General features: G+C 69.1%; 24 protein-coding genes. 11 read left to right on the top strand and 13 right to left on the bottom strand.

The window, feature by feature from the left end; all coding sequences use genetic code 11:
* Positions 1–85 precede the first annotated feature (85 nt).
* Entirely contained in the window at positions 86–3,682 is a 3,597-nt protein-coding gene (locus ABIE41_RS12790) for an AsmA family protein (RefSeq protein ID WP_192640790.1), read from the bottom strand.
* A 97-nt stretch (positions 3,683–3,779) separates the two neighbouring features.
* Positions 3,780–5,219: an FAD-binding oxidoreductase gene (locus tag ABIE41_RS12785; protein ID WP_192640789.1), complete on the bottom strand. Its 1,440-nt coding sequence runs from the start codon at positions 5,217–5,219 to the stop codon at positions 3,780–3,782.
* A 235-nt stretch (positions 5,220–5,454) separates the two neighbouring features.
* Between ABIE41_RS12785 and ABIE41_RS12780 the strand changes: the two genes are divergently transcribed.
* Entirely contained in the window at positions 5,455–6,018 is a 564-nt protein-coding gene (locus tag ABIE41_RS12780; protein WP_192640788.1) for a thioesterase family protein, read from the top strand.
* A gap of 13 nt (positions 6,019–6,031) precedes the next feature.
* Here ABIE41_RS12780 and ABIE41_RS12775 read toward each other — a convergent pair whose 3' ends face one another.
* The gene (locus ABIE41_RS12775; RefSeq protein WP_192640787.1) at positions 6,032–6,826 is read right to left on the bottom strand and encodes an ion channel; all 795 of its coding nucleotides are present in this window, start codon (positions 6,824–6,826) and stop codon (positions 6,032–6,034) included.
* Positions 6,827–6,939: 113 nt separating this feature from the next.
* Here ABIE41_RS12775 and ABIE41_RS12770 point away from each other — a divergent pair, with 113 nt between their 5' ends.
* Positions 6,940–7,221, top strand: coding sequence for a DUF427 domain-containing protein (locus ABIE41_RS12770; RefSeq protein WP_192640786.1), 282 nt, complete (start codon positions 6,940–6,942; stop codon positions 7,219–7,221).
* Positions 7,222–7,226: 5 nt separating this feature from the next.
* Here ABIE41_RS12770 and ABIE41_RS12765 read toward each other — a convergent pair whose 3' ends face one another.
* The 4 genes from ABIE41_RS12765 to ABIE41_RS12750 all read right to left on the bottom strand — a co-directional run bounded on the left by ABIE41_RS12765 (position 7,227) and on the right by ABIE41_RS12750 (position 10,974).
* Positions 7,227–7,853 (bottom strand): class I SAM-dependent methyltransferase, encoded by a 627-nt coding sequence (locus ABIE41_RS12765; protein WP_192642752.1) that lies wholly within the window; start codon positions 7,851–7,853, stop codon positions 7,227–7,229.
* Between the two features lie 35 nt (positions 7,854–7,888).
* Positions 7,889–9,172 carry a DUF3419 family protein gene (locus ABIE41_RS12760; RefSeq protein WP_192640785.1) on the bottom strand — a complete coding sequence of 428 codons (1,284 nt, stop codon included), beginning with the start codon at positions 9,170–9,172 and terminating at the stop codon, positions 7,889–7,891.
* A gap of 64 nt (positions 9,173–9,236) precedes the next feature.
* The gene (locus ABIE41_RS12755; protein ID WP_192640784.1) at positions 9,237–10,205 is read right to left on the bottom strand and encodes a tripartite tricarboxylate transporter substrate-binding protein; all 969 of its coding nucleotides are present in this window, start codon (positions 10,203–10,205) and stop codon (positions 9,237–9,239) included.
* A 64-nt stretch (positions 10,206–10,269) separates the two neighbouring features.
* A complete protein-coding gene (locus tag ABIE41_RS12750) occupies positions 10,270–10,974 on the bottom strand; it encodes a GntR family transcriptional regulator (RefSeq protein WP_192640783.1) in 705 nt (234 codons plus the stop codon).
* A gap of 116 nt (positions 10,975–11,090) precedes the next feature.
* On the opposite strand from ABIE41_RS12750, the gene ABIE41_RS12745 reads away from it, so the two are divergent.
* Both ABIE41_RS12745 and msrB read left to right on the top strand, forming a co-directional pair.
* Positions 11,091–12,167: a tartrate dehydrogenase gene (locus ABIE41_RS12745; protein ID WP_192640782.1), complete on the top strand. Its 1,077-nt coding sequence runs from the start codon at positions 11,091–11,093 to the stop codon at positions 12,165–12,167.
* A gap of 120 nt (positions 12,168–12,287) precedes the next feature.
* The gene (gene msrB, locus ABIE41_RS12740) at positions 12,288–12,716 is read left to right on the top strand and encodes a peptide-methionine (R)-S-oxide reductase MsrB (RefSeq protein WP_354193450.1); all 429 of its coding nucleotides are present in this window, start codon (positions 12,288–12,290) and stop codon (positions 12,714–12,716) included.
* Between the two features lie 31 nt (positions 12,717–12,747).
* On the opposite strand, the gene ABIE41_RS12735 is transcribed toward msrB, so the two are convergent.
* On the bottom strand, positions 12,748–13,104 hold the full coding sequence (locus tag ABIE41_RS12735) for a hypothetical protein (protein ID WP_192640781.1): 357 nt from the start codon (positions 13,102–13,104) through the stop codon (positions 12,748–12,750).
* A 153-nt stretch (positions 13,105–13,257) separates the two neighbouring features.
* Between ABIE41_RS12735 and ABIE41_RS12730 the strand changes: the two genes are divergently transcribed.
* From ABIE41_RS12730 to ABIE41_RS12715, 4 genes are all read left to right on the top strand, one after another.
* Positions 13,258–15,624: an ATP-dependent helicase gene (locus ABIE41_RS12730; RefSeq protein ID WP_210320804.1), complete on the top strand. Its 2,367-nt coding sequence runs from the start codon at positions 13,258–13,260 to the stop codon at positions 15,622–15,624.
* A gap of 169 nt (positions 15,625–15,793) precedes the next feature.
* Positions 15,794–15,988, top strand: a complete 195-nt coding sequence (locus ABIE41_RS12725) for a type II toxin-antitoxin system HicA family toxin (RefSeq protein WP_192640780.1) — start codon at positions 15,794–15,796, stop codon at positions 15,986–15,988.
* Between the two features lies 1 nt (position 15,989).
* Positions 15,990–16,286, top strand: a complete 297-nt coding sequence (locus tag ABIE41_RS12720; protein ID WP_192640779.1) for a type II toxin-antitoxin system HicB family antitoxin — start codon at positions 15,990–15,992, stop codon at positions 16,284–16,286.
* A 31-nt stretch (positions 16,287–16,317) separates the two neighbouring features.
* Entirely contained in the window at positions 16,318–17,265 is a 948-nt protein-coding gene (locus ABIE41_RS12715; protein ID WP_192640778.1) for a 50S ribosomal protein L11 methyltransferase, read from the top strand.
* 167 nt (positions 17,266–17,432) lie between these two features.
* Here the strand turns inward: ABIE41_RS12715 and ABIE41_RS12710 are convergent, their stop codons facing one another.
* Both ABIE41_RS12710 and ABIE41_RS12705 read right to left on the bottom strand, forming a co-directional pair.
* Positions 17,433–17,561, bottom strand: coding sequence for a hypothetical protein (locus ABIE41_RS12710; protein WP_354192136.1), 129 nt, complete (start codon positions 17,559–17,561; stop codon positions 17,433–17,435).
* A gap of 82 nt (positions 17,562–17,643) precedes the next feature.
* Entirely contained in the window at positions 17,644–17,886 is a 243-nt protein-coding gene (locus ABIE41_RS12705) for a hypothetical protein (protein ID WP_192640777.1), read from the bottom strand.
* Positions 17,887–18,188: 302 nt separating this feature from the next.
* Between ABIE41_RS12705 and ABIE41_RS12700 the strand changes: the two genes are divergently transcribed.
* Both ABIE41_RS12700 and ABIE41_RS12695 read left to right on the top strand, forming a co-directional pair.
* Complete coding sequence (locus tag ABIE41_RS12700; protein ID WP_192640776.1) at positions 18,189–20,030, top strand: aminopeptidase P family protein; 1,842 nt, start codon at positions 18,189–18,191, stop codon at positions 20,028–20,030.
* Between the two features lie 439 nt (positions 20,031–20,469).
* Entirely contained in the window at positions 20,470–20,775 is a 306-nt protein-coding gene (locus ABIE41_RS12695) for a hypothetical protein (RefSeq protein WP_192640775.1), read from the top strand.
* A gap of 1 nt (position 20,776) precedes the next feature.
* Here the strand turns inward: ABIE41_RS12695 and ABIE41_RS12690 are convergent, their stop codons facing one another.
* The 3 genes from ABIE41_RS12690 to ABIE41_RS12680 are packed head-to-tail and all read right to left on the bottom strand — an operon-like array spanning position 20,777 to position 22,665.
* Positions 20,777–21,076: an AzlD family protein gene (locus ABIE41_RS12690; protein WP_192640774.1), complete on the bottom strand. Its 300-nt coding sequence runs from the start codon at positions 21,074–21,076 to the stop codon at positions 20,777–20,779.
* Entirely contained in the window at positions 21,073–21,789 is a 717-nt protein-coding gene (locus tag ABIE41_RS12685; protein WP_192640773.1) for an AzlC family ABC transporter permease, read from the bottom strand. Before ABIE41_RS12685 ends, ABIE41_RS12690 begins: the two co-directional genes overlap by 4 nt.
* A gap of 12 nt (positions 21,790–21,801) precedes the next feature.
* Positions 21,802–22,665 carry an AraC family transcriptional regulator gene (locus tag ABIE41_RS12680; RefSeq protein ID WP_192640772.1) on the bottom strand — a complete coding sequence of 288 codons (864 nt, stop codon included), beginning with the start codon at positions 22,663–22,665 and terminating at the stop codon, positions 21,802–21,804.
* A 144-nt stretch (positions 22,666–22,809) separates the two neighbouring features.
* Between ABIE41_RS12680 and ABIE41_RS12675 the strand changes: the two genes are divergently transcribed.
* On the top strand, positions 22,810–23,085 hold the full coding sequence (locus ABIE41_RS12675) for a hypothetical protein (RefSeq protein ID WP_192640771.1): 276 nt from the start codon (positions 22,810–22,812) through the stop codon (positions 23,083–23,085).
* Positions 23,086–23,090: the final 5 nt, after the last annotated feature.

The raw sequence follows: 23,090 nt of genomic DNA, 5'->3' as shown, positions 1-23,090 counted from the left end.
GCCGATAGTCCCCGAATGTCAGGACCTTACGGCCATCACCGGAATCGGATCCGCAACCACCTGAATCAGGATGCGAGGATGCAGCTCAGTTCGGCTGCGCCCCACGAGACAGCGGGCGTGGCACGGGCTGGATGTCGAGCGGCGGCGCCAAGGGCGGCGCCGGCTGCAGCACCGCATCGGGATAGTTCGCGCGCGGCGAGCCGGGCAGAATGAGCGGCCCGGGCTGCTGGGCCGGTGCGGTGTCGCGCTCGGCCGCCCGCTCGGTAGCCGCCCTCGCCCGCTCGGCTCGCTCCTCCGCCTCGATGCGGCGCCGCATCTCCTGCTCCATGCGCGCCTGCTCGGCCCGGCGCGTCTCCTCCGCCCGCCGCTCCTCGATCAGCCGGCGCGCCTCCTCGACACGGCGTTCCTCCTCGGCCCGCTTCTCCTCGGCAAGACGCCGCTCCTCCTCCGCCTTCAGGAATTCGGCGAGCTTGCGGGCGTTCTCGCGCATCTCGCGCTCTGCGCGCAGGCGCCGCGCCTGGGTGGCGCGCTCGCGGGCATCCGCCTCGAAGGCCTCGACCCGCTCGATCTCGCGCGCCAGCGCGCGGGCGGCGACGACGTTCGACAGCGCGTTGACGTCCGTCTCGCGACGCGGCGCCGTCAGCGGCCCGCGCCAGGCCACGCCGATCTGCGGCGCATCCGCCGGCCAGCCCTTCGGCAGCGCGCCGAGCGGCCGCAGACCGAGGCGGAGATCCAGGGTCAGCGCGCGCAGATCGACGATGCCGCTGGCCTCCGCCCGCAGGCCGTTCCGCTCGAAAGCCAGCGGCTGCAGCCGGATCAACCCGCCCGCAAGGGTGAAGGGTACGGTGACGCCGCCCAGCGCCCAGGCATCGCGGTCGAGCGCCTCCGTGAGCCGCTGCTGCAGCCGCGACGCGTCACTTTCGGACGCGTCCTCGCCCGTCGCGGCGATCACACGGGCATAGGCCGCGGGGTCGAACCGGCTGAGGCGCGCCTCGGTGAAGGTCAGGGTCCCGGCTCCGCCCAGCCCCGCCACCAGCCGCGCCGGACTCTCGCCTGACCCGCCGGCCTCGATCTGCCCCGAGACGCGCCCGCCCAGCGAGCCGCCGGTCAGGGGGGCGAGATCGATCGCCTCCAGCGAGAGCCGGCCCGAGAGCAGCGCCAATCCACCTTCGCGCCGCGCCGCGAGGCGCCCGCCGACGCGCCCGCCGCCGAAGCTCGCGCTTCCCTCCTCGAGCCGCAGGCCCTCCGGGTCGGAGCGCAAGGTGAAGCGAGCATCGCGCAGGGTCACGCCGTCGGCGGCCACCACCGTGCCGGCCTCGATCGCCAGCTGGAACTCGGGCAGCGCGGCGGCCGGGCCGAACCGCGCCGTCGCCCAGCTCTGCGGCGCGGACGGGCCTGCTCCCAGGGCCGCGCCGAGCAGGGCGCGCAGATCGACCGCCGGCAAGGCCAGGCGGCCGCTGACGCCGCCGCCCTCGCGAGCCAGGGCCAGACTGCCTTTCGCCGTGGCCGCGCCGAGATTGAACACGACCTCGTCGAGCGTGACCGCCTCTGGACTCGTGCCGAGGCGTCCATGGAGATCGACCAGCCCATCGGGCAGGAGACGCGCCGCGCCGTCCGGCAGGATCTGGCCGATGCCGTCGGCCTGTACCGCGAGGCGCGCCGGCGCGGCGCCATCGCTCTCGACCACGATCGACAGGCCGGGCCCGGCCAGCGTGCCCGACAGCCGCCCCGCCTCCTGCGTCAGAACAAGTTCGCCGGGGCCGCTCTGGCGCGGCGACGGAACACCGAGTGCCTGGAAAGCCTGGCGCCGGTCGGCGAGGTCGAACCGGAGCCTTGCCCCCGTCCAGGTCCCGCCGGAGTCGAGCCGGCCGGTCAAGGTGAGCCGCCCCGCTTGCGCCGCGCCATCGAGCACCAGCCCGGTTTCACCGCTCGGAGCCCTCGTCAGGCGGAAGGCGGTGTCGAGCCGGGCCAGCCCGTCGGCCGCCCGGCCCAGCGCCTGTCGCGCCGGTTCGGGCAGCAGCGGCCCCGCCAGGGCCGCGACCGCCTCGAAACGCGGCGCGCGGATGCGGCCGGAAATCTCGCCGCCCTCGGCGAGCAAGGCGCCGGAACCGGAGACGGTGACGCCGCCAAAGCCGTCGATGGCGAGGCGACTTAAACGCCAGTCGCGCCCCTGACGCCGCAGCTCGAGCTGGGCCGAGCCGGGCGGCACGTTGCGGAAACGGGCCTGCGTCAGGCTGAGATCCAGCGCGAGATCGCGCGCGCCGAACAGGCCCGCGACGCTCTGGCCGGGCGGCAGCGTGGTTAGGTCGAAGCCGTGCAGCACCGCCCTGGCGGACAGCCGCTCCGCCGTCACATCGCCCGAGAGATCGAGCCTCACGCCGGAAGAGCCGGTCAGCATCAGCCGCTGCAGGCCGAGCCGCCCGCCATCCCAGGCGCCGATCGCCTCGGCGTCGATCTGGCCCAGCCCCGCGACGAGATCGGCCAGAGCGGGGTCGAGCCCCGCCCGCGCCAGCACCAGCCCGATGCGGCGGGAATCGCCGGCCTTCAGATTGAGGCGGCCCGCGATGCCCTGCGCATCGGCGCCACCACTGGCGCCCAGCAGCGCGCCCGCGACGCGCACCGACGCCGTGGCCTCCGACAGGCCCTGCGGATCGAGCTTTCCGCGCAGGCCGAAGGCGGAAAAATCCTCACCGCGCCAGATCAGCTGGTCGAGATCGAGCGACAGATCGATCTGTCCCGGCAGGCCCTGCAGCGCACGCTCGAAGCCCGGTCGGGCGGCGAGCGCCTCGGCCAGCGCATCGGCATCGAGCCTGCGTGCGCGCAGCGCCAGGACGCCGCCGCCTGTGCCAGGCATGAACTGGCCCTCGCCCTCCAGCCGCGCCGCGCCCCCCGCGATGTCGAGCACGAGCCCTGCGAGATCGAGCTGGCGGCTGCCGCCGCTGACCTTGCCGGAGAGCGCCAGCGCGCCGCCGGGCGAGAGCGTGAAGGCGCCCTCCAGACCCGGCGCGTTCCCGCCCGCCGGCATCGTCACGCTGCCGTCGAAGCCGAGCAGGATGTCCTGGCCGGTGACGAAGGCCTTGGTCCGGAGTTTGCCGTCCGGCTCGAGCGCGCCGGTGGTGATGCGCAGCGAGGCGCCGGCCGCCTCGCCCTCGACGCGCCAGGGGCCCGCGAGCGTCACGGCCGACACCTCGGCCGCGATCGGGCCGATCGTCACCGGCTCGCGGCCGGCCTCCTGCCAGATCAGCACCGAGCGGCCGATCGAGAGACGGTCGAGGCTGGTCTGCGTCGGCAGGCCGGCGCCGCCGCGCGCCGGCAGGCGCAGCGCGCCGGCCTCGTCAAAGGCTAGCGAGACGGTCGCGCCCTCAGCCCGGGCATCCGCGATGCGGAATTCGCCGCGAGCCAGCGAGGCGAGCGCGAGCTCGACCGTCAGCGTCTCGACCGAGGCGCGGCTTGTGTCGGCCGCCGCGCCGCCGAAGCGCACATCCTGCAGCGTCAGCCGCGGCGAGGGCAGAAGCCGCAGGCCGATGCCGCCGCCGATGCGGGTTTCGACGCCCAGCGTCTCGGCTAGGCGCGCCTCGAAATGCGGGCGATAGCCGCGCCAGTCGACGAAGCCCGGCCCGATCAGGGCCGCCAGCAGCGCCAGCACCAGCAGGCCGGCCAGGACAGTCAGGGTCTCACGCAAAGCGCGGCACGGTCCTCGTCGTGGAAAGTACCCCCATCATGCAGGCAAGTCGCGGCGAGATCACGACATTTTCGCCCGTCCGGGCGGCCTTGGCCGCTCAGAGCACCACGATCTTGCCCGGGTTCAGGATGTTGCGGGGATCGAGCGCACGCTTCAGCGTCCGCATCACCGCGAGAGCCGGCGCGCCATGCTCGGATTCGAGGTATTTGATCTTCTTCTGGCCGACGCCGTGCTCACCCGTGCAGGTGCCGCCCATGGCCAGCGCCCGCTTCACTAACCGGTCGAGGAAGCCCTGGACGCGCGCGACCTCGTCGGGGTCCGACAGGTCGAGCAGCGGCTGGGTGTGGAAGTTGCCGTCGCCGACATGCCCGGCGATGGGCGCGATCAGCCCTGTCGCCTCGATGTCGCGCTTGGTTTCCTCGACGCAGTCCGCGAGCTGCGAGATCGGCACGCAGACATCGGTCGCCAGCGTCTCGGCGCCCGGCCGAAGCGCGCGGCCGGCCCAGTAGCCGTTATGGCGGGCTTCCCACAGCCGCGTCCGATCCTCGGCCTTGGTCGCCCAGTCGAAGGGGCCGCCGCCATATTCGGTCGCGATTTCGCCGAAGCGCTCCGACTGCTCCTTCACCCAAGCCTCGGTGCCGTGGAATTCGACGAAGAGCATCGGCGTTTCCGGCAGGCCGAGCTTGGAATGCAGGTTGAAGCCCTTGATCATGACCTCGTCGAGCAGCTCGATGCGCGCCACCGGGATGCCGGTCTGGATCGTCATGATGGCCGTGTCGCAGGCCGCCTTGATCGAGGGGAACGGGCAGACGCCCGCCGCGATTGCCTCCGGAATGCCGTGCAGCTTCAGCGTGACCTCGGTGATGATGCCGAGCGTGCCCTCCGAGCCGACCAGCAGGCGCGTCAGGTCGTAGCCGGCGGAGGTCTTGCGGGCGCGTGTCGAGGTCTTGATGATCGAGCCGTCCGCCATCACCGCGGTCAGCGCCAGCACATTGTCCTTCATCGTGCCGTAGCGCACCGCATTGGTGCCCGAGGCCCGCGTCGCCGCCATGCCGCCGAGCGAGGCGTCGGCGCCGGGGTCGATCGGGAACATCAGCCCCATGTCGCGCAGATGCTCGTTCAGCTCCTTGCGGGTGACGCCGGCCTCGACGACGCAGTCGAGATCATCCGCATTGACGGCGACGATCCGCTTCATCTGGCTCAGATCGACGCAGACGCCGCCATAGGGCGCGTTCACATGGCCTTCCAGCGAGGTGCCGGTGCCGAAGGCGATGACAGGAACGTCGTGCTGGGCGCACAGCATCACGATCTGGGAGACCTCCTGCGTATCGTGCGGGTACACCACCGCGTCCGGCGGCTGGTTGGGGATCCAGGTCAGCGTGTGGCCATGCTGCTGCCGCACCGCGAGGCTCGTGATCAGCCTGTTGCCGAAGGACGCCGCCAGCGCCTGCGTGACGGCTGCGATGGCGGCCGGGGACGGCGGCAGAGCCGCGGCGGATGCAGGGAGCTCATGCGAGGCGGCGGCGGGCAAATTCATTGTCAACATCCGGATCTGGAGTTTAAACTCGAAACAAGTCGCATCGCCGCGGGTTGCGATGTCGGCTCTCCGCGACAGCCTCCACCGAAAGCCGGTGGCTCGGCTGACGCAGTAGGATAGACCGGTTCGGCCTGCAACGGACCGGTTCCGCGTTGCGATCACGGTGCGGCCACCATGCGCCCGCCGTGGGACGAAGACCATCATCGCCCTGGGCTGGGGAGGAAGGGAGGCGGCCATGAAACATGACATCCGCGCCCCGGCACTGTTTTTCGCGCCCTTCGTCTCCTCGGCGATGCGTGTCGAGCCGCAATGGATCGACTATAACGGCCATCTCAACATGGCCTATTACCATGTGCTGTTCGACCGTGCGGTAGACGAGGTGTTCTCTCTCGTCGGGCTGAACCAGGACTATGTCGACGCCCGCCATGCCTCGACCTTCGCCGCCGAGTGCCATATTCTCTACAAGCGCGAGCTGACCGAGAGCGATCAGGTCCGCGTCACCGCCCAGCTCATCGCCTTCGACGACAAGCGCCTGCACTACTATCTCGAGATGCGGCACGCGACCGAGGGATGGCTGGCCGCCACGAGCGAGAACCTCTCGCTGCATGTCGATCTGTCGAGCCGCAAGGTCTGCCCCTTCCCCGCTGACATCCTCGCCAATATCGCGCTGATGAAGGCCGCCCACAGCATGATGCCGCTGCCGGCGACGATCGGGCGCATCATCGGCATGCCCCAGCGCAGCGCGATCAGCGTCGAGGACAAGGTCGTTCCCGAGCGCGAGCCCGAGACGCGACACTGAGCCGCAACAGGCGTCAGTCCGGATCAGGAATGCAGAGGATCTGGCCGCAGGCCTTGCAGTGCACCGCATCCGGCTCGTGGCGCTGCAGCCCGCAGCGCGGGCAGGGATAGGTCACCTTGGCCGGCCGGAAGATCGCCTGTGCCAGTCGCACGAACAGCGAAATCCCGACGATCATGACCACGATCGAGGTCAGCTTGCCCGCGATGCCAGGCAGGGTGATGTCGCCGAAGCCTGTCGTCGTCATCGTCGTCACGGTGAAGTAGAGCGCGTCGACATAGCCTTCGAGCCCCGCCCGGTCGGCGAAGAAGAAGCTGTAGATGAAGCCCGTGACCACGAAGAGGAAGGTCGCGAGGTTGATGACGGCGCGCCCCGCATCCTCCCAGCCGCCGAAGCGGGTGGCGCGCAGCCGCTCCCAGAGCCAGCCGCGCTGGGTCAGCGACCAGAGCCGCAGGATGCGCAGGAAGCCGAAATTATCGACCGCCGACGGCACGAGCAGCGTCGCCAGGATGAAGAGGTCGAGCAGCATGGTCGGCTGGCGCAGCAGGCGCAGGGCGCTCGACGCCGCCAGCAGGCGTGCCCCGATCTCGACTGCGAGGATCGCCGCGATCGAATAATCGATCCACAAGAAGGCCGGCCGGTCGCGGATCAGCGGCGTCGCGATGAAGAAGGCGATGATGACGACGTCGATGATCGCCGCGGCCATCTGGAAGCGCAGCGCTGCACGCGAACGCCCGTGGAAGAGCTGCCGCAGCCGGTCGCGCGCCGAAATGTCGGCCTCGCGCGCTTCGCCGGTCGTGTCGCCACTCATCGTCCCGGCGCTATCACGCGTCCGTCAGGGCGTCCAGCGCAGGCGTGATTGGCGCAAGGCCAGGCTTCCCGCTATTTTGCCGGCAAGGACAAAAACCGACGGGAGCGAACGCCATGGTCAAAGCGGTCTGGAACGATGCGGTCATCGCCGAATCCGACGACACCATCGTGATCGAGGGCAACCATTATTTCCCCGATTTCTCGATCCGACCGGACTTCTTCAAGCCGAGCCAGACGACCAGTGTCTGCGGCTGGAAGGGCACGGCCAACTACCACTCGATCGTGGTGGGCGGGCAGGAGAACCGGGACGCCGCCTGGTACTACGCCGACCCCAAGCCCGCTGCTGCCGAGATCCGCGGCCGGATCGCCTTCTGGAAGGGCGTCCAGGTCGGCTGAATGCCTCAGCCGGCCCGCCGGAGCACCGCGAGCGCAGCATAGCCGCGATGAAGCGAGCGCGCCTGCAGCGTCGCGCCGGCGCGCGTGGCGCAACCGGCCAGCACAGCGGCCAAATCCCGCCGCGGCGTGACGTGGAACAGCGCGAGCCAGCGGTTGAGCAGGGTGCGGAACGCGCCCGGCAGGGCGTGCTGGTCGCCGAAATCGACGATGTGCAGCTCCCCGCCCGGCGCGAGACGCCTCAGCGCCTCCTCGACCACCCCTTGCCAAGGCGGGATCATCGAGAGCGCGTAGGAGATCACGATCCGGTCGAAGCCGGCACGCCCGAACAGCGCCAGCGGATCGAAATCCGTGGCATCGGCCTGGGCGAGCCCGATCCGGTCCGTGAGGCCGGCCCGCGCGACCGAGCGCCGCGCCGTCTCCAGCATCGCGGAGGAGACATCCAGCCCGAAGCAGGCCCGTCCGGGATAGGCCTGCGCGATCCGGATCAGGTTGCGGCCGGTGCCGCAGCCGATCTCCAGCACGCTGCCGCGTTCCGGGGGCGCGAGCTCGTCGATCAGCCGGTCGCGCCCCAGCAGGTAGAACTTACGGCTGGCGTCGTAGATGTGCCGCTGATGGCGATAGATCGCGTCCATCAGCCCGGCCGCGTCGCCGGCGGGCGCCAGCGTGCTCACGCGACGGCCTCCGGCCTCACATAGAGGTGGAAGCCGCCATAGATCGCCGAGCGATCGCGAGCACAGAGCGCGCGACTCGTCGCCTCCTCATAGCGCCATTGCTCGAGGATCTCGGCCGGCACACGTCCCGGCAGCAGGCGCTCATCGGCGGCGGTGCGGAAGATGACCCGCGCCCCGGGCCGGGCCGTGCGGGTGATCTGGGCCCAGAGCGCCGTCAGTTCAGCATCGTTCATCCAGTCCTGCGCATCGAGCAGCACATAGGCGTCGCAGCTCTCGGCCGCCTGCGCCTCGAGGAAGCCGGTGATCGCGCTCTGGTGATAGGAGACGCGGCTCGCCCGCGCCCTGACGCGCTCGAAATGCGTGCGCTGCAGATAGGGCGGCAGCGCCGCGTCATCAGCGGGTTCGTAGCCGCGCCCGAAGGCCTGGCGGGCGAAGTAGTTGGTCTTCAGGTCGAAGCCGCAGGCCAGCCGCTCCAGCCGGTCGCGCAGTGCGCCCCGGATGCCGTCGGCCCCGTCGGCAGCGAGCGCCTTGTACTGGGCCGGCGGAATGCCGAGCCCGTAGAGCGAGGCGGGCTGGCGTATCAGCCAGCGCACGAAGGGCTTGTCGAAGACCGGCGCCAGGTGCCGCTCAAACAGGACGCGCTGCTCGGCGAGATCGCGCGCCTCCAGCATCCTGCGCGGGTCGCAGCCCAGCGCCCTCCCGAGCAGATGCCCCGCTCCGATGAAGCGGCCGAGCAGCCCGAAGCGATAGACGTTGCGGGCGAACATGCCGATGCGGCGGCGCCCGTCGAGCCCCCGCCCCTCCCAATAGGCGCGGGAGGTCGCGTCGAGATGCGGGGCGATTTCGCGGTCGTAGAGGGCGACGTTGTCCCGCGACTGCGCCTGGCCGAAGAAGCGCAGGAACGTATCGTGCCGCGTCATCCGAGCCAGCGCCGCCAGCTTGAGCTTGCCCAGCGCGATATGGGCGCCGTTCAGGTCGATCGCGCTGATCTTCGCCGGGTCGCCCGTCAGGTAAGACAGAACGTTGCAGGAGCCCGACGCGATCGCGACGACATGATCGTCGGCCTTCAGCGCCAGCGCCTCCATGTCGACGACCGGGTCCTCCCAGATCTGGGGATAGACCAGTCCGGAGAAGGCCAGCGTGAACATCCGCTCGAGCAGGCCCGCCTTCGACAGCGCCTTGCTGCGATGAACCGCCGTGGTGAGCCCCTTGCTGGTCGTGCGCCGCACCGCACGCACCGTCCGCGTCGCCTGATCCGTCACGGGGCCCTCGCTCGCCATCCCTCGATGGCGAGCCGACTAGTGGAGTCGCATGACGCTTGGGTGACGCGACCGGGTCGTCAGATCACTGCGCCGTGACGCCGGCCGCCTTGATCACCGGCGTCCATTTGTCGACCTCGGCGCGAACATGGGCGCCGAGCGCCGCCGAGCTCTGGCCGGCATCGTCGGGGATGATGCAGCCGAGTTCCAGCAGCCGCGTCCGCACGCCGGCATCCGCGAGCGCCGCACGCCCGGCGGCATTGAGCCGGTCGACGATCTCCTTCGGCGTATCCTTGGGGGCGAAGATCGCGTTCCAGCCCACCGCCTGGAACTCGGGCAGACCGCCCTCGGCGCTGGTCGGCACGTCCTTGGCGACGTCGAGGCGGTTGGGCGTCGCCACGACATAGGTCTTCAGCTGGGTGAGCTGCGGCACGATGCCGACCGTCTGGTCGCAGACATAGTCGAGCTGCTTGGCGAGCAGTGCGTTCATCGCCGGGCCGGAGCCGCGGAACGGCACCTGTTGCACCGGCGCCTTGATCAGATGGTGGAAGAACACGCAGGTCAGATGCGAGGTCGAGCCGATGCCGCCATGGCCGTAATTGTATTTGGACGGATTGGCCTTCAGCAGCGCGACGAACTCCTGCAGCGTGTTGGCCGGGAAGTCCTTGTGGGCCGAGATGAGCATCGGCGTGCCGGCCGTGTTGATGACGGGCGCGAAATCGGTACGCGGGTCATAGGCGAGGTTCGGATACAGCCCGACCGAGGCCGAATGGGTGCCGAGATTGCCCATCATGATCGTGTAGCCGTCCGGTGTCGCGCGGGCGACGCGCAGCGAGCCGGTGGTGCCGCCGGCACCAGCGACGTTCTCGACCACGATCGACTGGCCGAGCGTGCGGCCCATATGGTCGGAGACGATCCGCGCGATGACGTCGGTCGGCCCGCCCGCGGCGAAGGGCACGATCATCGTGATCGACCGTGTCGGATAAGTCTGCGCGGCCGCGGGGGCGGCGGCCATGGCGAAAGCGGCCCCGAGGGCCAGGATCAGGCGACGCATTGTTTCCTCCGTGGGTTGATGCCGCGTTGGCCGCGGTCTGGGATGGTTGGAACGGGCCGACGGCTCACATGTGCCGCAGGCCCACGCTCTCGATGAGGGGCAGCAACTCGTCGCGGGCCCGGATGCGGTGCCGCCGCGCAGCCTCATGCGCGGCATCCGGCAGACCTCGGCGGATCGCGTCGCTGGTGTCGCGATGCTCGGCCTCGGAGGCGGGAAGCCGCGGCCGCAGCCGGAGCGTCAGCATGCGGGCGCGGTGCGACTGGTCGTTGACCGTCTGGATGATCCGCGCGAAGCGGCCATTGCCGCAGCGCTCGACCAGAAGGCGGTGAAACGTCTCGTCGGCATGCCCCCAGGCGGCGAGGTCGCCGGCGGCGAGAGCCTGCCCCATCTCGCTGGTGGCGCGGTCGAGATCCTCGGCCAGCGCGAGGCGTGGTGCGTCCGGCAGCCGCGCCGCAAGCTCGGCGGCGCCGGCCTCGATCGCGATCAGCACCTCGTAAATCTCGGCGATGTCATGGGGAGCGAGCGCGCAGATCAGGATGCCGCGCTTGGGCAGAATGCGGACGAGCCCCTCCTCCTGCAGGCGCAGCGACGCCTCATGCACGGGCGTACGGCTCATGCCGAGCCGCAGGGCCAGTTCGCCGGCCGAAGCCTGGTAGCCGGGCGGAAACACGCTCTCGCGGATCGCATGCTTCAGCGCGCCATAGGCGGCGTCGACAAGGCTTGCGCCCCGTTCCCCCACTGGCTCGACCGGCTTGCCGCGCAGCACCATCCCGTACCTCCGAGAGCGACACTAGCATCTTCCATGGAAGCTGCAATGCAATGTTGACTCGCAGCGACTTCGCTCGCAAAGACGGTGCGGACGACAGGTTCGAGGAGAGACGCGTCATGAAGACCCATCGCATCGCCGCCATCCCGGGAGACGGCATCGGCGTCGAGGTCATTGCGGCCGGCATCGAGGTGCTGGAAGCCTTGGCGCGCCGCGATGGCTCGTTCGGCTTCGCCTTCGACCATTTCGACTGGGGCTCGGACTACTACAAGCGCACCGGGCTGATGATGCCGGCCGATGGGCGCGAGCAGATCAAGGACCATGACGCGATCTTCTTCGGCGCGGTCGGAGCGCCCGACGTGCCCGACCACGTCACCCTCTGGGGCCTGCGCCTGGCGATCTGCCAGCCCTTCGACCAATACGCCAATGTCCGCCCGACGCGGGTGCTGCCCGGCATCACCTCGCCGCTGCGCCACGTCTCGGGCCCGGAGCTCGACTGGGTGATCGTGCGCGAGAACTCGGAAGGCGAATATGCCGGCGTCGGCGGCCGCGTCCACAAGGGCTTCCCCGAGGAGGTCGCGACTGACGTCTCGATGATGACGCGCCACGGCGTCGCCCGCATCATCCGCTACGCCTTCAGGCTGGCGCAGGCGCGGCCGCGCAAGCTGCTCACCGTCGTCACCAAGTCGAACGCCCAGCGCCATGCCATGGTGATGTGGGACGAGATCGCCGCTGAGGTCGCCACAGAGTTCCCGGACGTGACCTGGGACAAGATGCTGGTCGACGCCATGACCATGCGCATGGTGATCAAGCCCGGCAGCCTCGACACCATCGTCGCGACCAATCTTCATGCCGACATCCTGTCGGACCTCGCCGCCGCGCTCGCCGGCTCGCTCGGCATCGCGCCGACCGCCAATCTCAACCCCGAGCGCGCCTTCCCCTCGATGTTCGAGCCGATCCATGGCTCGGCCTTCGACATCGCGGGCAAGGGCATCGCCAACCCGGTCGGCACCTTCTGGACGGCGACGATGATGCTCGACCATCTCGGCGAGGCCGGGGCTTCGGCCCGTCTGATGCGGGCGATCGAGCGGGTGACGGCCGACCCGGCCTTCCACACGCCCGATCTCGGCGGCAAGGCGACGACGCGGGAGGTCACGGACGCGGTCATCGCCGCGATCGCCGGCGACAACGCCTGAGCGTCAACGGCATCGTGACCCTCCTGCGCGCCCGGCACTGCTGACAACCGCCCGCCCGCCCCCCATATCCTGCGAACGATGAACTCGGAACGCGCGAAAGGGAGAGCGGGAATGGGACTGATGAGCATGTTCGGCGGCAGCCAGGCGCCCCAGGAGCACTACCCCTATGAGCTCAGCGACGCCGAGTGGCGGGCGAAGCTGACGCCTGAGCAGTACAATGTGCTGCGCGGCCACGGCACCGAGCGCCCCGGCTCCTGCGCCCTCAACTACGAGAAGCGCCCCGGCACCTTCTCCTGCGCCGGCTGCGACCAGCCGCTCTTCCGCAACCTCACCAAATTCGAGAGCGGGACGGGCTGGCCGAGCTTCAACGAGCCGCTGGAAGGCGCCGTCGGCACCACCGAAGACCGCAAGTTCGGCATGATCCGCACCGAGGTTCACTGCGCCAATTGCGGCGGCCATCTCGGCCATGTCTTCCCGGACGGCCCGCCGCCGACGGGCTTGCGCTACTGCATCAACGGCGTCGCGATGAATTTCGACCCCGCCGCCTGACGACCCTCCGGGGCGCGGCCATTGCCGCGCCCTATTTCGGGATCTCGACCCAGTAGACCGCCCGGTTGGCCGGCGTGCCCGCGTGAAGGCAGACCACCCGCGCGCGGCGCTTGCCCCCGGCATCCTCGACAGCGGCGAAGGCGATGTATTCGGTCGCGACGTGTTGGCCGCCGATCTTTTTGTCGAACCGGTTGTCGATCAGGCTGTCGCCACGCTCGATCCGCACCGCTTTCAGCGTGCCGCCATCGCGCTTCGACTCGGCCAGGGCGAACCGCTCGCAATCGGCCAGCGGGTCGGGAGCCGGGCGTGTCTGGGCACCGGCAGCCAGCGGCGCGGCGAGCAGGACGAGGGCGACGAGGCGCAGCAAGGTTGTCAGGGAACGGCTCATGGGATCCTCGTCTGGGCTGGTCCCGACGATGCCCCAGACGCGCCCTATCGCCAAGCCACGGCGCAACGGCTGAAAGTCGCGCCCCGAGGGCGCAATCACGACCACCTGCCCCTATATTGACCGTGAACGAATCACGCACGAGCAGCGCCGATCTTGTCAGACCACAGCATCACCTCCGCCCCCCTGCCCCGCCCCGGCGGCCTCGCTGCGCGCGCGCAGGCCGCGCCCGCGGCCGGCTATCTCGCCGGGCTGAACCCGGAGCAGCGCCAGGCGGTCGAGGCCACCGACGGTCCCGTGTTGGTGCTGGCCGGCGCCGGCACCGGCAAGACCCGCGTGCTGACCACCCGCATCGCCCATCTGATCGCGACCAACCGTGCCTTCCCCTCGCAGATCCTCTCGGTGACCTTCACCAACAAGGCCGCGCGCGAGATGAAGGAGCGCATCGGCCATCTCGTCGGGGCCGTCGCCGAGGGCATGCCGTGGCTGGGCACCTTCCACTCGATCTCCGCCAAGATCCTGCGCCGCCATGCCGAGCTGCTCGATCTGCGCAGCGACTTCACCATCCTCGACACCGACGACCAGATCCGCCTGATGAAGCAGGTGATCCAGGCCGAAGGCATCGACGAGAAGCGCTGGCCGGCGCGTATGCTCTCCGGCTTCATCGATTCCTGGAAGAATCGCGGGCTCGCGCCCAAGGACGTCGCACCCGGCGAGGCCGCCGTCTTCGGCAATGGCAAGGGCGGCAAGCTCTATGCCGCCTATCAGGACCGGCTGAAGACGCTGAATGCCGTCGATTTCGGCGATCTGCTGCTGCACTGTCTGACGCTGTTTCGCGAGCACGCCGATGTGCTCAGCCTCTATCACGAGCGCTTCCGCTACATCCTCGTCGACGAGTATCAGGACACCAACACGGCGCAGTATCTCTGGCTGCGGCTGCTGGCCCAGGGGCGGCGCAACATCGCCTGCGTCGGTGACGACGACCAGTCGATCTATGGCTGGCGCGGCGCCGAGGTCGACAACATCCTGCGCTTCGAGCACGATTTTCCGGGCGCGACCGTGATCCGGCTGGAGCGCAACTACCGCTCGACCGGCCACATCCTCGCCACTGCCTCGAAGCTGATCGCCCGCAACGAGACGCGTCTCGGCAAGACGTTGCGCACCGAGGACGAACTCGGCGAGAAGGTCACCGTCACCGGCGCCTGGGACAGCCAGGAAGAGGCGCGGCTGATCACCGACGAGATCGAGGCGATGCAACTGAAAGGCGACAACCTCGCCGAGATCGCCGTGCTGGTCCGCATCTCCGCCCAGATGCGCGAGCTGGAGGAGCGCTTCGTCCAGACCGGCGTGCCCTATCGCGTCATCGGCGGCCCGCGCTTCTACGAGCGTGCCGAAATCCGCGACGCCATGGCCTATCTGCGCTGCGTCGTCTCGCCCACCGACGATCTCGCCTTCGAGCGCATCGTCAACCAGCCCAAGCGCGGCCTGGGCGACGCGACCATCCAGATCCTGCACAACCACGCCCGCGCCACCGGCTTCTCGCTGCTGCAATCGGCCCGCGCCATCGTCGAGAGCGACGAGCTCAAGCCCAAGGCCCGCACGAGCCTGCGCGAACTGGTCGAGGCCTTCGGCCGCTGGTCGCAGCGCGCCGAGCACATGCCCCAGGGCGAGCTTGCCGAACTCGTGCTGGAGGAGAGCGGCTACACCGAGATGTGGCAGAAGGACCGCTCGGCCGATGCCGCCGGGCGGCTCGAAAACCTGAAGGAGCTGGTGCGCTCGCTCGACGAGTTCCCTGATCTGCCGGCCTTTCTCGAACACGTCTCGCTGGTGATGGACGCCGACAATGGCGACGTCACCGAGCGCGTCTCGATCATGACGCTGCACGGCGCCAAGGGTCTGGAGTTCGACACCGTCTTCCTGCCCGGCTGGGAGGAAGGGCTGTTCCCCAACCAACGCGCGCTGGACGAGAGTGGCCGCGCCGGGCTGGAGGAGGAGCGCCGCCTCGCCCATGTCGGGCTGACGCGGGCCCGCAAGCGGCTGAAGCTCTATTTCGCCTCGAACCGCCGCATCCACGGCCTGTGGCAGTCGAGCCTGCCCTCGCGCTTCATCGACGAACTGCCCGAGGAGCATGTCGAGGTCGTCCAGGCGGCGTCGAACTACTCGCAGGGCGGCTATGGCGCCTCGCGCTTCGACCGGATGGAGAGCTTCGGCTCCTCCTACAACACGCCGGGCTGGCAGCGGGCCCAGGAGAACAAGGCCAGGGGAAGCGGCTTCTCCGAAAACGGCGCCAATTTCGGCCAGAGCGGCTTCGGCAACACCCGTCAGCGCGGCGCGCTTCTCATCGAGGGCGAACTTACCGCCAAATCCTCGGGCTCCTCGGCCTATGACGAAGGCGCCCGCGTCTTTCACGTCAAATTCGGCCCCGGCTCGGTGGCCTCCGTCGATGGCAACAAGCTGACGGTCGATTTCGACAAGGCCGGGCGGAAGATGGTGCTGGATAGTTTCGTGCAGAAGGCGGGGTGAGACGCGGCTGCTTCGTCAGTCCCTCTCATTGCCCAACTAAGCAGGATTTTATTTGTTAATGATGTCAATTACTTAAGTAGATTTCTGTGGACTAATACATCGGCTTTCGCGACGATTTTCTGTGTTGCCTGTAGGCTATTCGGTGCTTCTCCATCCAATTGAGGCACCAATGCTCTATAACAGCGCCGAAATCATTCGCCGTCTCGAGCGCGAGGGTTGGGAGTGTGTGCGCATAACCGGCTCACACCACGTCTTCAAAAAGTCCGGCGTCCGTGACATCATCACGGTGCCGCATCCGAAGAAGAATTTCGGTCCCGGCCTGGTGTTGAAGATCTACAAGCTGGCAGGCTGGCCCCGCGACTGACATGACCCACTACGTCGCCATCATCGAGGACGCGGGCCCCGATTTCGCCGTCGGCGTCTGGTTCCCGGACCTGCCAGGCTGCATCTCCGCCGGAGACACGCTCGATGAGGCGCTGGCCAACGCGCCCGAGGCCGTCGCGCTCTGGTTCGAGGATATCGAGGAATACGGTCGCAGCGTGCCGCGTGCCCGCACTCCGAGCGAGCTTAAGGCCGATCCCGAGATCGCGGCTGAGATGGCGAAATATGTGATCGCCCTGATCCCGGCTCCGGACGTGGCGCTGCAACCCGCAGCGGAATGACAAGCCGGCATCACCCTGCTATCCCGCGCCCATGCGTGAAGGTCTTCTGCCATCGACGGTCGCGACCGTCCTCGAACTCTCGACCAGCGGCGAGAAGGCGCGCGCGCTGACCGAGCTGCTCGGCGAGGTCTTCGACCCAACCGAAACCGCGATCTCGGCCTTCGAGATCGAGACCGGCGTCACCACATTGTCGCTCAACGCGCCGTGGAAGGTCGAGATCTACTTCGCGGTGCATCCCGACGAGGAGGCCGTGCGCGACATGCTGCGGCCGATCGTCGGCGATAGCATCGACTCCACGCCGTTCGAGACGGTCAACCAGCAGGACTGGGTCGCCGCCAGCCTGGACGGGCTGAAACCCGTCCGCGCCGGCCGCGTCCTCGTCCATGGCGACCATGACCGCGATGCGGTCCGCATCAACGATGTCGGCATCGAGATCCCCGCGGCGTTGGCCTTCGGCACGGGCCATCACGGCACCACCGCCGGCTGCCTGATCGCGCTCGATGCCGAACTGAAACGCCGCCGCCCGCGACATGCGATCGATGTGGGCACCGGCACGGGCATCCTGGCGCTCGCGCTCGCCAAGCAGACGAAGCGCAAGGTCGTCGCCGGCGACATCGACGCCATCGCGGTGGAGGTCGCCGCGCACAACGCCCGCGTCAACCACGCGCCGCATGCGCTCGATCTCTATGTCGCGCCGGGGTTGCGCCACGCCAAGGCGGATCGGCCGGGCCATTTCGACCTGGTCTTCGCGAACATCCTCGCCGGGCCGCTCAAGAAGCTCGCCCCCTCGATCGCCCGCGTGATGTCGGATGACGGCACGGTGATCCTGTCGGGCCTGCTCGAAATGGATGTCGCCGGCGTCGTCTCGACCTACCGGCACCAGGGGCTTTATCTCGCCCGCCGGTCGCTGCGCGAGGGCTGGGCCACGCTGGTCATGAAAAAAGGCGGCGCAGCCCCGAGGCCACGCCACCTTCGATAGTCAGTCGACCGCACAGACCTGATTGCAGGTCACGGGCTGCCGATCCTTCGCCAGGCTGAGCCGAATGGCGCGGCGTTCGAGAACCGGAGCGGAGCGGACATATCGTCCGTGAGCACCGGAAGCGCAGAACGTCGCGTCAGGCGGCCAGCATCGCGAAGGATCGCGGATCAGAAGCCGATATGGCCGTACTTGGCTTCCGCTTCCGCCTGCATGGAGCGGGCGTCGTGCCAGACGGCGGATGCGAACTTCGCGCTGTCGAGGATGGTCTCGTAAACATGCTTGATGATGGCGATCATGGTTCCAGTCCTTGGAAGGCGCCGGATCAGCGGCGCTTAAAGAGAGAGGCCCCGGCGCGTCATGCGCCGGACGGGGCAAGGCTCACCGGTTGAAGGGCAGCGTCTCGTCGGTCGACAGCGTGGTGGTCGGGATGCCGCCGAGCAGCAGGCCGCTTTCGTTGATGCGGAAGCTGTGGGCGCGCAGCTCGCGGAGGGCGGAGCGGCGGCGGCTCTCGATCAGCGCGGCGTACAGGCGCGGCCAGAAGCCCGAACCTTCCGCGGCCTTCGCGGTCTTCTTGACCTCGGTGGCGGGCAGGACGGCGGTATCGTTCAGCACATAAGTCATGGGGATCCATCTCCTCAATCGAAACGAAGGACAGTCCCGGTCGCTTCCTCGTTCTCTTATGCGACCAAAGTGGTACGTCTTCGCACTTGCGAAAAGGGGACTTCGCAGATGCGAGATATGCACCCAACGCATGCGATCGGCAGGATTTCGTTAACGAGTGACGAATTCGCATAGCTAAGTGGCAAACGCCTGCTTTTGCGGCGGCGTTTCGAGGAGGCGCCATGCGAGGGCATCCGCCATTTCGACTCGCCATCGCCGCCAGCAGCCGCGACGATGGCGCAAAGCTCAACCGGATCCACCCGATGCCCGAATCGCCTGCCGCCGTCCCCGCCTGCCTCTTCCAGACCTTCTCCGAGCCGACCGACCCCTCCCAGGTCGCGCCGCGCATCGCCGCGCTGCGGCAGGAACTCGCAAGGCAGGGCTTGGCGGGGTTCATCGTGCCGCGTGCCGACGAGCACCAGGGCGAGTATGTCCCGGCCCATATGGCCCGCCTCGCCTGGCTGACCGGCTTCACGGGCTCCGCCGGCAACGCGATCATCCTCGCCGACAGGGCGGCGCTGATCGTCGACGGCCGCTACACCATCCAGTCCTACGAGCAGACCGACACCGCCATCGTCACGCCGACGCGGATGGAAGAAACGTCGCTCGACCGCTGGATCGAGCAGAACCTGCCGGCAGGTGGGCGGCTCGGTTACGATCCCTGGCTGCACACGGTCGACGGCGTCGCGAAGCTGGAGAAGGCGGCTGCATCAGCCGGCGGCACGCTTGTCGCGGTGACGCACAACCCGGTCGATGCGATCTGGCACGACAGGCCGACGCCCCCCGCCGCACCCGTCAAAGCCCATCGCGGCGACTTCGCCGGGGAGAACGCGGCCGGCAAGATCGCCCGCATCCAGGAGGCGCTGACGAAGGCGAAGGTCGATGCGCTCGTCGTCTCGGACCCGCATGCGCTGGCCTGGACCTTCAACATCCGCGGCGGCGATGTCGAGCACACGCCCCTGCCGCTGGGCTACGCCATCGTCCCGCGCGAGGGCCGCCCCACCGTCTTCCTGGCGCCGGAGAAGATCACCAACGAAGCCGGAGACGCGATCGGCGCGGTCGGCGAGATCGCGCCGCCGGCCGCTCTGGCGACACAGCTCGCGGCGCTGGGCGCTACCGGGGCGAAGGTCAGGCTCGACGGGACGACAGCGGCCTCGGCACTCGCCACGCTGATCCGCGACGCCGGCGGCACGCCCGATGCGGGCACGGACCCGATCGCGCTGATGAAGGCCCGCAAGAACGAGGCGGAGCTCGCCGGCGCCCGCGCCGCCCACCTCCGCGACGGCGCCGCGATGGTCCGCTTCCTCGCCTGGATCGCGCGCGAGGCGCCCAAGGGCGGTCTGACCGAGATCGACGCAGTCGCGGCGCTCGAGGCCGAGCGGCTGAAGACCGGCCTGCTCAAGGACGTCTCCTTCACCACCATCGCCGGCGCCGGCCCCAACGCAGCCCTGCCGCATTACCGCGTGACGGAGGCGAGCAACCGGGCCATCGAGCCCGGCATCCTGCTGGTCGATTCCGGCGGGCAATACGAGGACGGCACCACCGACATCACCCGGACCATGGCGATCGGCGAGCCCTGCGCCGAAATGCGCGACCGCTACACCCGCGTGCTGAAGGGCCATATCGCGATCTCGCGCGCGCTCTTCGTCAAGGGCACCTCGGGCGCGCAGCTCGATGCGCTGGCGCGGCTGCCGCTCTGGCAGGCGGGGTTCGATTTCGACCACGGCACCGGCCATGGCGTCGGCAGCTATCTCTCGGTGCATGAGGGGCCGCAGCGGATCTCCAAGCTCGGCACGACGCCGCTGGAGCCCGGCATGATCCTCTCCAACGAGCCCGGCTATTACAAGGAAGGCCATTACGGCATCCGCATCGAGAACCTGATCGTCGTCGAGGAGCGCGCCATCCCGGGCGGCGAGCGCACCATCTACGGCTTCGAGACCATCACCTGGTGCCCCTATGAGCGCGCGCTGATCGAGCGCGCCTTGCTGGACGCTGGCGAGATCGCCTGGATCGACGCCTATCACGCGCAAGTCTGGAGCCGGCTCGCGGGGCTGGTCGAGGGCGAGGCAAAGGGGTGGCTGGAAGAGGCCTGCCTGCCGCTATGAGAGAATATCGATATTGACACAACCTTAGGTAGCATTATCGTCCCTGCCATTCTCGAGCGGGGGCGACCATGACCAGGCATTTTCTATCGATTGCATGCGGACTGCTGGCGGCCGGCTGCGCGACATCGCCGCAACCGGATCTCGCAGGAGGGACAGGCGGGCGCGAGCTTCGGCCCGCTCGCGCCGGCGTCAATGTCGGCTCTCTCTATTTCGCCCGCGAGACGGCGACCGAGGACCGGTCCCGCCCGGTCAACCTCGAGCGTCTCTGCGAGGTCAATCTGGCGCGCTATGCCGTGTTGCCGGTCGATGCCAGGCAGTCCGACCTCGATCTGAGCTTCAGCTCGAGGCCAGCGGCGCCGTCAGCGGCATCAAGAACATCTTCGTCAATGCCGGCCTCAGCGGCAATTTCAGCGACCATTTCGAATACAAGCTGACCAATGTGATCGATCGCAGCATCAGCTATCAGGAGGCTGAGACGCTCTTCGCCGACCGGGCCTTCAAGCGCGACTGCAGCCACTGGCGCCGGAACATCTCGCGCGAGAACTGGGCCCGCTACCAGATCCTCTCGATCAAGACCGGCGACATCGTCCTGCGGCAGAAGACTGACAGCGGCGTCTCCGCCGATATCAAGGCCAAGATCGCCGTCGCGGAGCCGCAGCTCAAAGCCGCCCTGTCGCGCAGCTACAACCTGGCCGTGAGTGGACAGGGCATGGTCATCGCCGTCACCCCGATCATCCGCGAGTGAGTCAGGCCAGCGCCCGCAACCCCACCACCGCGGCGACGCCGACTGCCACGACGCCGAGCAGCGGCAGGCGTGTCGCCGCGACCGCGGCCAGCAGTGCGGCCGCCGTCTCCGGCCAGCCGGTGGCGAGCGCGCTCGGCGCGATGACGGCGACGAGCACCGCGGGCGGAATCGCATCGAAAGCCGCCTGGGCGCGCGGCGACAGTTTTAACCGGCCCGCGAGCGCGAGCCCCGCCAGGCGGGTCGCATAGGTCGCGATCGCCATGCCCAGGATGGCGAGCAGGTTGTGCGGGTCGAGCGTCATGGGCGGACCTCCGGCGCAGGCTCGGCGTCCACGCCCGAGCCGGCCGCGAGCCAGGCGGCGGCGAGTCCGCAGAGCGCGCCCGCCGGCACATGCCAGGGCGGCCCGATCAGCCGGTAGGTCAGCGCCGAGGCCAGACCCGCGGCGGCGACCGTCCAGAACGTCACCCGCCCTTTCCAGAAGGCCGCGACCAGCGCGATGAACAGGGCCGTGAAGGCGAAATCGGCCCCGAATCGGCGCGGATCGCCCAGCGCTGCGCCGACAACCGTGCCTAGCGTCGAAGTCGCGACCCAGCAGGTCACAAAGGGCACGACCATCCCGAACCAGTAGGCCGGCGTCAGAGCGTGGGTGCGCGCCCGCTTCTCGGCGAGCGCCCAGTTTTCGTCGGCCATGAAATAGAGCCCGAGCGCTGTCTGCCCGCGCGAGAAGCCCGCGAGCTTCGGCACCAGCGAGGCGCTCATCAGCACATGCCGCGCATTGATCAGCAGCGTCGAGAACACGATCGCGCCGATCGGCGCCGGTGTCGCCCAGAGCTCGACCGCGGCGAATTGCGCGCCTCCCGCGAAGACGAGCACGCTCATCGCCATCGTCTCCAGCGGAGACAGGCCCTTGCCGGCGGCGAGCGCGCCGAGCAGCAGCCCGATCGGCACCGCCGCCAGCATGGCCGGCCAGATGTCGCTGAAGCCCCGCCGGGCATCGTCGCGCAGGGTGGACATCGCGATGGGCCTTCAGGAGAGATGGGCGGCGCGGAAGACGCCCGGCGTCACGCCGAGCCTGGCCTTGAAGGCGCGGGTGAGATGCGCCTGGTCGCTGAAACCCGTGGCGGCGGCGACTGCGCCGGGCGCCTCCCCGCGACGCAGGCGGTCGCGCGCGCGCCGTACCCGCACATCGACCAGGAAGGCATGCGGCGTCAGCCCGGTCTCAGCCCGGAAGGCGCGGATCAGATGATGCCGCGGCAGGCCGACCGCGGCGCCGATTTCGGCGAGCGAGAGGTCCTCGTCATACCTGGCCTCGATCAGCGCCCGCGCGCGATCAACCGGGCCGGGCTCGCGCCCGATCGGGCGGGGACCGAGATCGGCATGGCGCACCAGCATCGCCGCATAGGCCCGCAGCAGCGCCTCCTCGCCCGCGAGCGCATCCGCGCCCTCCTCCAGCAGGCGATGGGCGGCGGCGAACAGCGCAGCCCCTTCCGGATCGTGCACGACAGGCTCTCGGAAGAAGGGCGTGCCAACGCTCTCGCGCCCGGTCAGCGAAGCCGCCAGCTCCTGCATCAGCTCGAGGCCGGGATAGCTCATCCGGTAGCGATAGCCGCCCTCGCTCGGCGCCCCGTCATGGACATCGAGCGGCTGGTTCATCACGAGATCGCCGGGCCCGGCATAGAGCTTCCGCCCGCGCGCATGCCAGACCTCGCAACCGCTCAGGATCGTCCCGATCGCAAAGGTGTCATGGGCGTGGGGCGCATAGGCATGGGTGCGAAAGGTCGCCGCCAGGAACTCCAGCCCGTCGAAACGGCGGGCGGCGAAGAGATGCGCCCGCTCTCCCGCCTTCAGCGGCGTCTCGGCCAGCGCCTGTTCCTGCGTGATCAGATCCATGGCGCGAGGTTAAACCCGATCGGGCCGGGGCCGTCTTGAAGAAAAGTGATCGGGTGCATCAGCCCGCCGGGGGAACAGGACCACAGGCGCAGACGTTCCGAGACGAGGGGCCACGAGCCTCTTCCGACACTGAAAGAATCTGCCATGACCATTCGTCCGACCGCCCTCTTCTTCGCTGCCGCCCTTCTGGCCATCCCCGCTGTCGCCAGCGCCCAGGGCGTGCCCCGTGGCGCACAGACCGGCGCCCGCGTCGGCAATGAGGCGGCCGGCCCCGTCGGTGGTGCGGTCGGTGGAGTTGTCGGCAGCGTCGCGGGCGGCGTGGCCGGTGGCGTCAAGGGCGTCCTCGGCGTGCCGCAGAAGACCGCGGTGCGCACCAAGCACCAGCGCCGCCATTACAACCGCCATCGCACCAACCGCTGAGCCTG

The sequence above is a fragment of the Bosea sp. OAE506 genome, from assembly GCF_040546595.1.
Classification (GTDB): Bacteria; Pseudomonadota; Alphaproteobacteria; order Rhizobiales; family Beijerinckiaceae; genus Allobosea.
Note: the sequence above shows the minus strand (reverse complement) of the source record. Positions and strands in the feature narration are given on the sequence as shown.

Coding starts and splice junctions, on each gene's coding strand:
- ABIE41_RS12675 (WP_192640771.1), top strand. CDS start 22,810: ATGACCATTCGTCCGACCGCCCTCTTCTTCGCTGCCGCCCTTCTGGCC.
- ABIE41_RS12785 (WP_192640789.1), bottom strand. CDS start 5,219: ATGAATTTGCCCGCCGCCGCCTCGCATGAGCTCCCTGCATCCGCCGCG.
- ABIE41_RS12750 (WP_192640783.1), bottom strand. CDS start 10,974: ATGGTGCTGCGCGGCAAGCCGGTCGAGCCAGTGGGGGAACGGGGCGCA.
- ABIE41_RS12780 (WP_192640788.1), top strand. CDS start 5,455: ATGAAACATGACATCCGCGCCCCGGCACTGTTTTTCGCGCCCTTCGTC.
- ABIE41_RS12745 (WP_192640782.1), top strand. CDS start 11,091: ATGAAGACCCATCGCATCGCCGCCATCCCGGGAGACGGCATCGGCGTC.
- ABIE41_RS12720 (WP_192640779.1), top strand. CDS start 15,990: ATGACCCACTACGTCGCCATCATCGAGGACGCGGGCCCCGATTTCGCC.
- ABIE41_RS12725 (WP_192640780.1), top strand. CDS start 15,794: ATGCTCTATAACAGCGCCGAAATCATTCGCCGTCTCGAGCGCGAGGGT.
- ABIE41_RS12705 (WP_192640777.1), bottom strand. CDS start 17,886: ATGACTTATGTGCTGAACGATACCGCCGTCCTGCCCGCCACCGAGGTC.
- ABIE41_RS12765 (WP_192642752.1), bottom strand. CDS start 7,853: ATGGACGCGATCTATCGCCATCAGCGGCACATCTACGACGCCAGCCGT.
- msrB (WP_354193450.1), top strand. CDS start 12,288: ATGAGCATGTTCGGCGGCAGCCAGGCGCCCCAGGAGCACTACCCCTAT.
- ABIE41_RS12715 (WP_192640778.1), top strand. CDS start 16,318: ATGCGTGAAGGTCTTCTGCCATCGACGGTCGCGACCGTCCTCGAACTC.
- ABIE41_RS12735 (WP_192640781.1), bottom strand. CDS start 13,104: ATGAGCCGTTCCCTGACAACCTTGCTGCGCCTCGTCGCCCTCGTCCTG.
- ABIE41_RS12775 (WP_192640787.1), bottom strand. CDS start 6,826: ATGAGTGGCGACACGACCGGCGAAGCGCGCGAGGCCGACATTTCGGCG.
- ABIE41_RS12760 (WP_192640785.1), bottom strand. CDS start 9,172: ATGGCGAGCGAGGGCCCCGTGACGGATCAGGCGACGCGGACGGTGCGT.
- ABIE41_RS12770 (WP_192640786.1), top strand. CDS start 6,940: ATGGTCAAAGCGGTCTGGAACGATGCGGTCATCGCCGAATCCGACGAC.
- ABIE41_RS12690 (WP_192640774.1), bottom strand. CDS start 21,076: ATGACGCTCGACCCGCACAACCTGCTCGCCATCCTGGGCATGGCGATC.
- ABIE41_RS12680 (WP_192640772.1), bottom strand. CDS start 22,665: ATGGATCTGATCACGCAGGAACAGGCGCTGGCCGAGACGCCGCTGAAG.
- ABIE41_RS12710 (WP_354192136.1), bottom strand. CDS start 17,561: ATGATCGCCATCATCAAGCATGTTTACGAGACCATCCTCGACAGCGCG.
- ABIE41_RS12755 (WP_192640784.1), bottom strand. CDS start 10,205: ATGCGTCGCCTGATCCTGGCCCTCGGGGCCGCTTTCGCCATGGCCGCC.
- ABIE41_RS12700 (WP_192640776.1), top strand. CDS start 18,189: ATGCCCGAATCGCCTGCCGCCGTCCCCGCCTGCCTCTTCCAGACCTTC.
- ABIE41_RS12685 (WP_192640773.1), bottom strand. CDS start 21,789: ATGTCCACCCTGCGCGACGATGCCCGGCGGGGCTTCAGCGACATCTGG.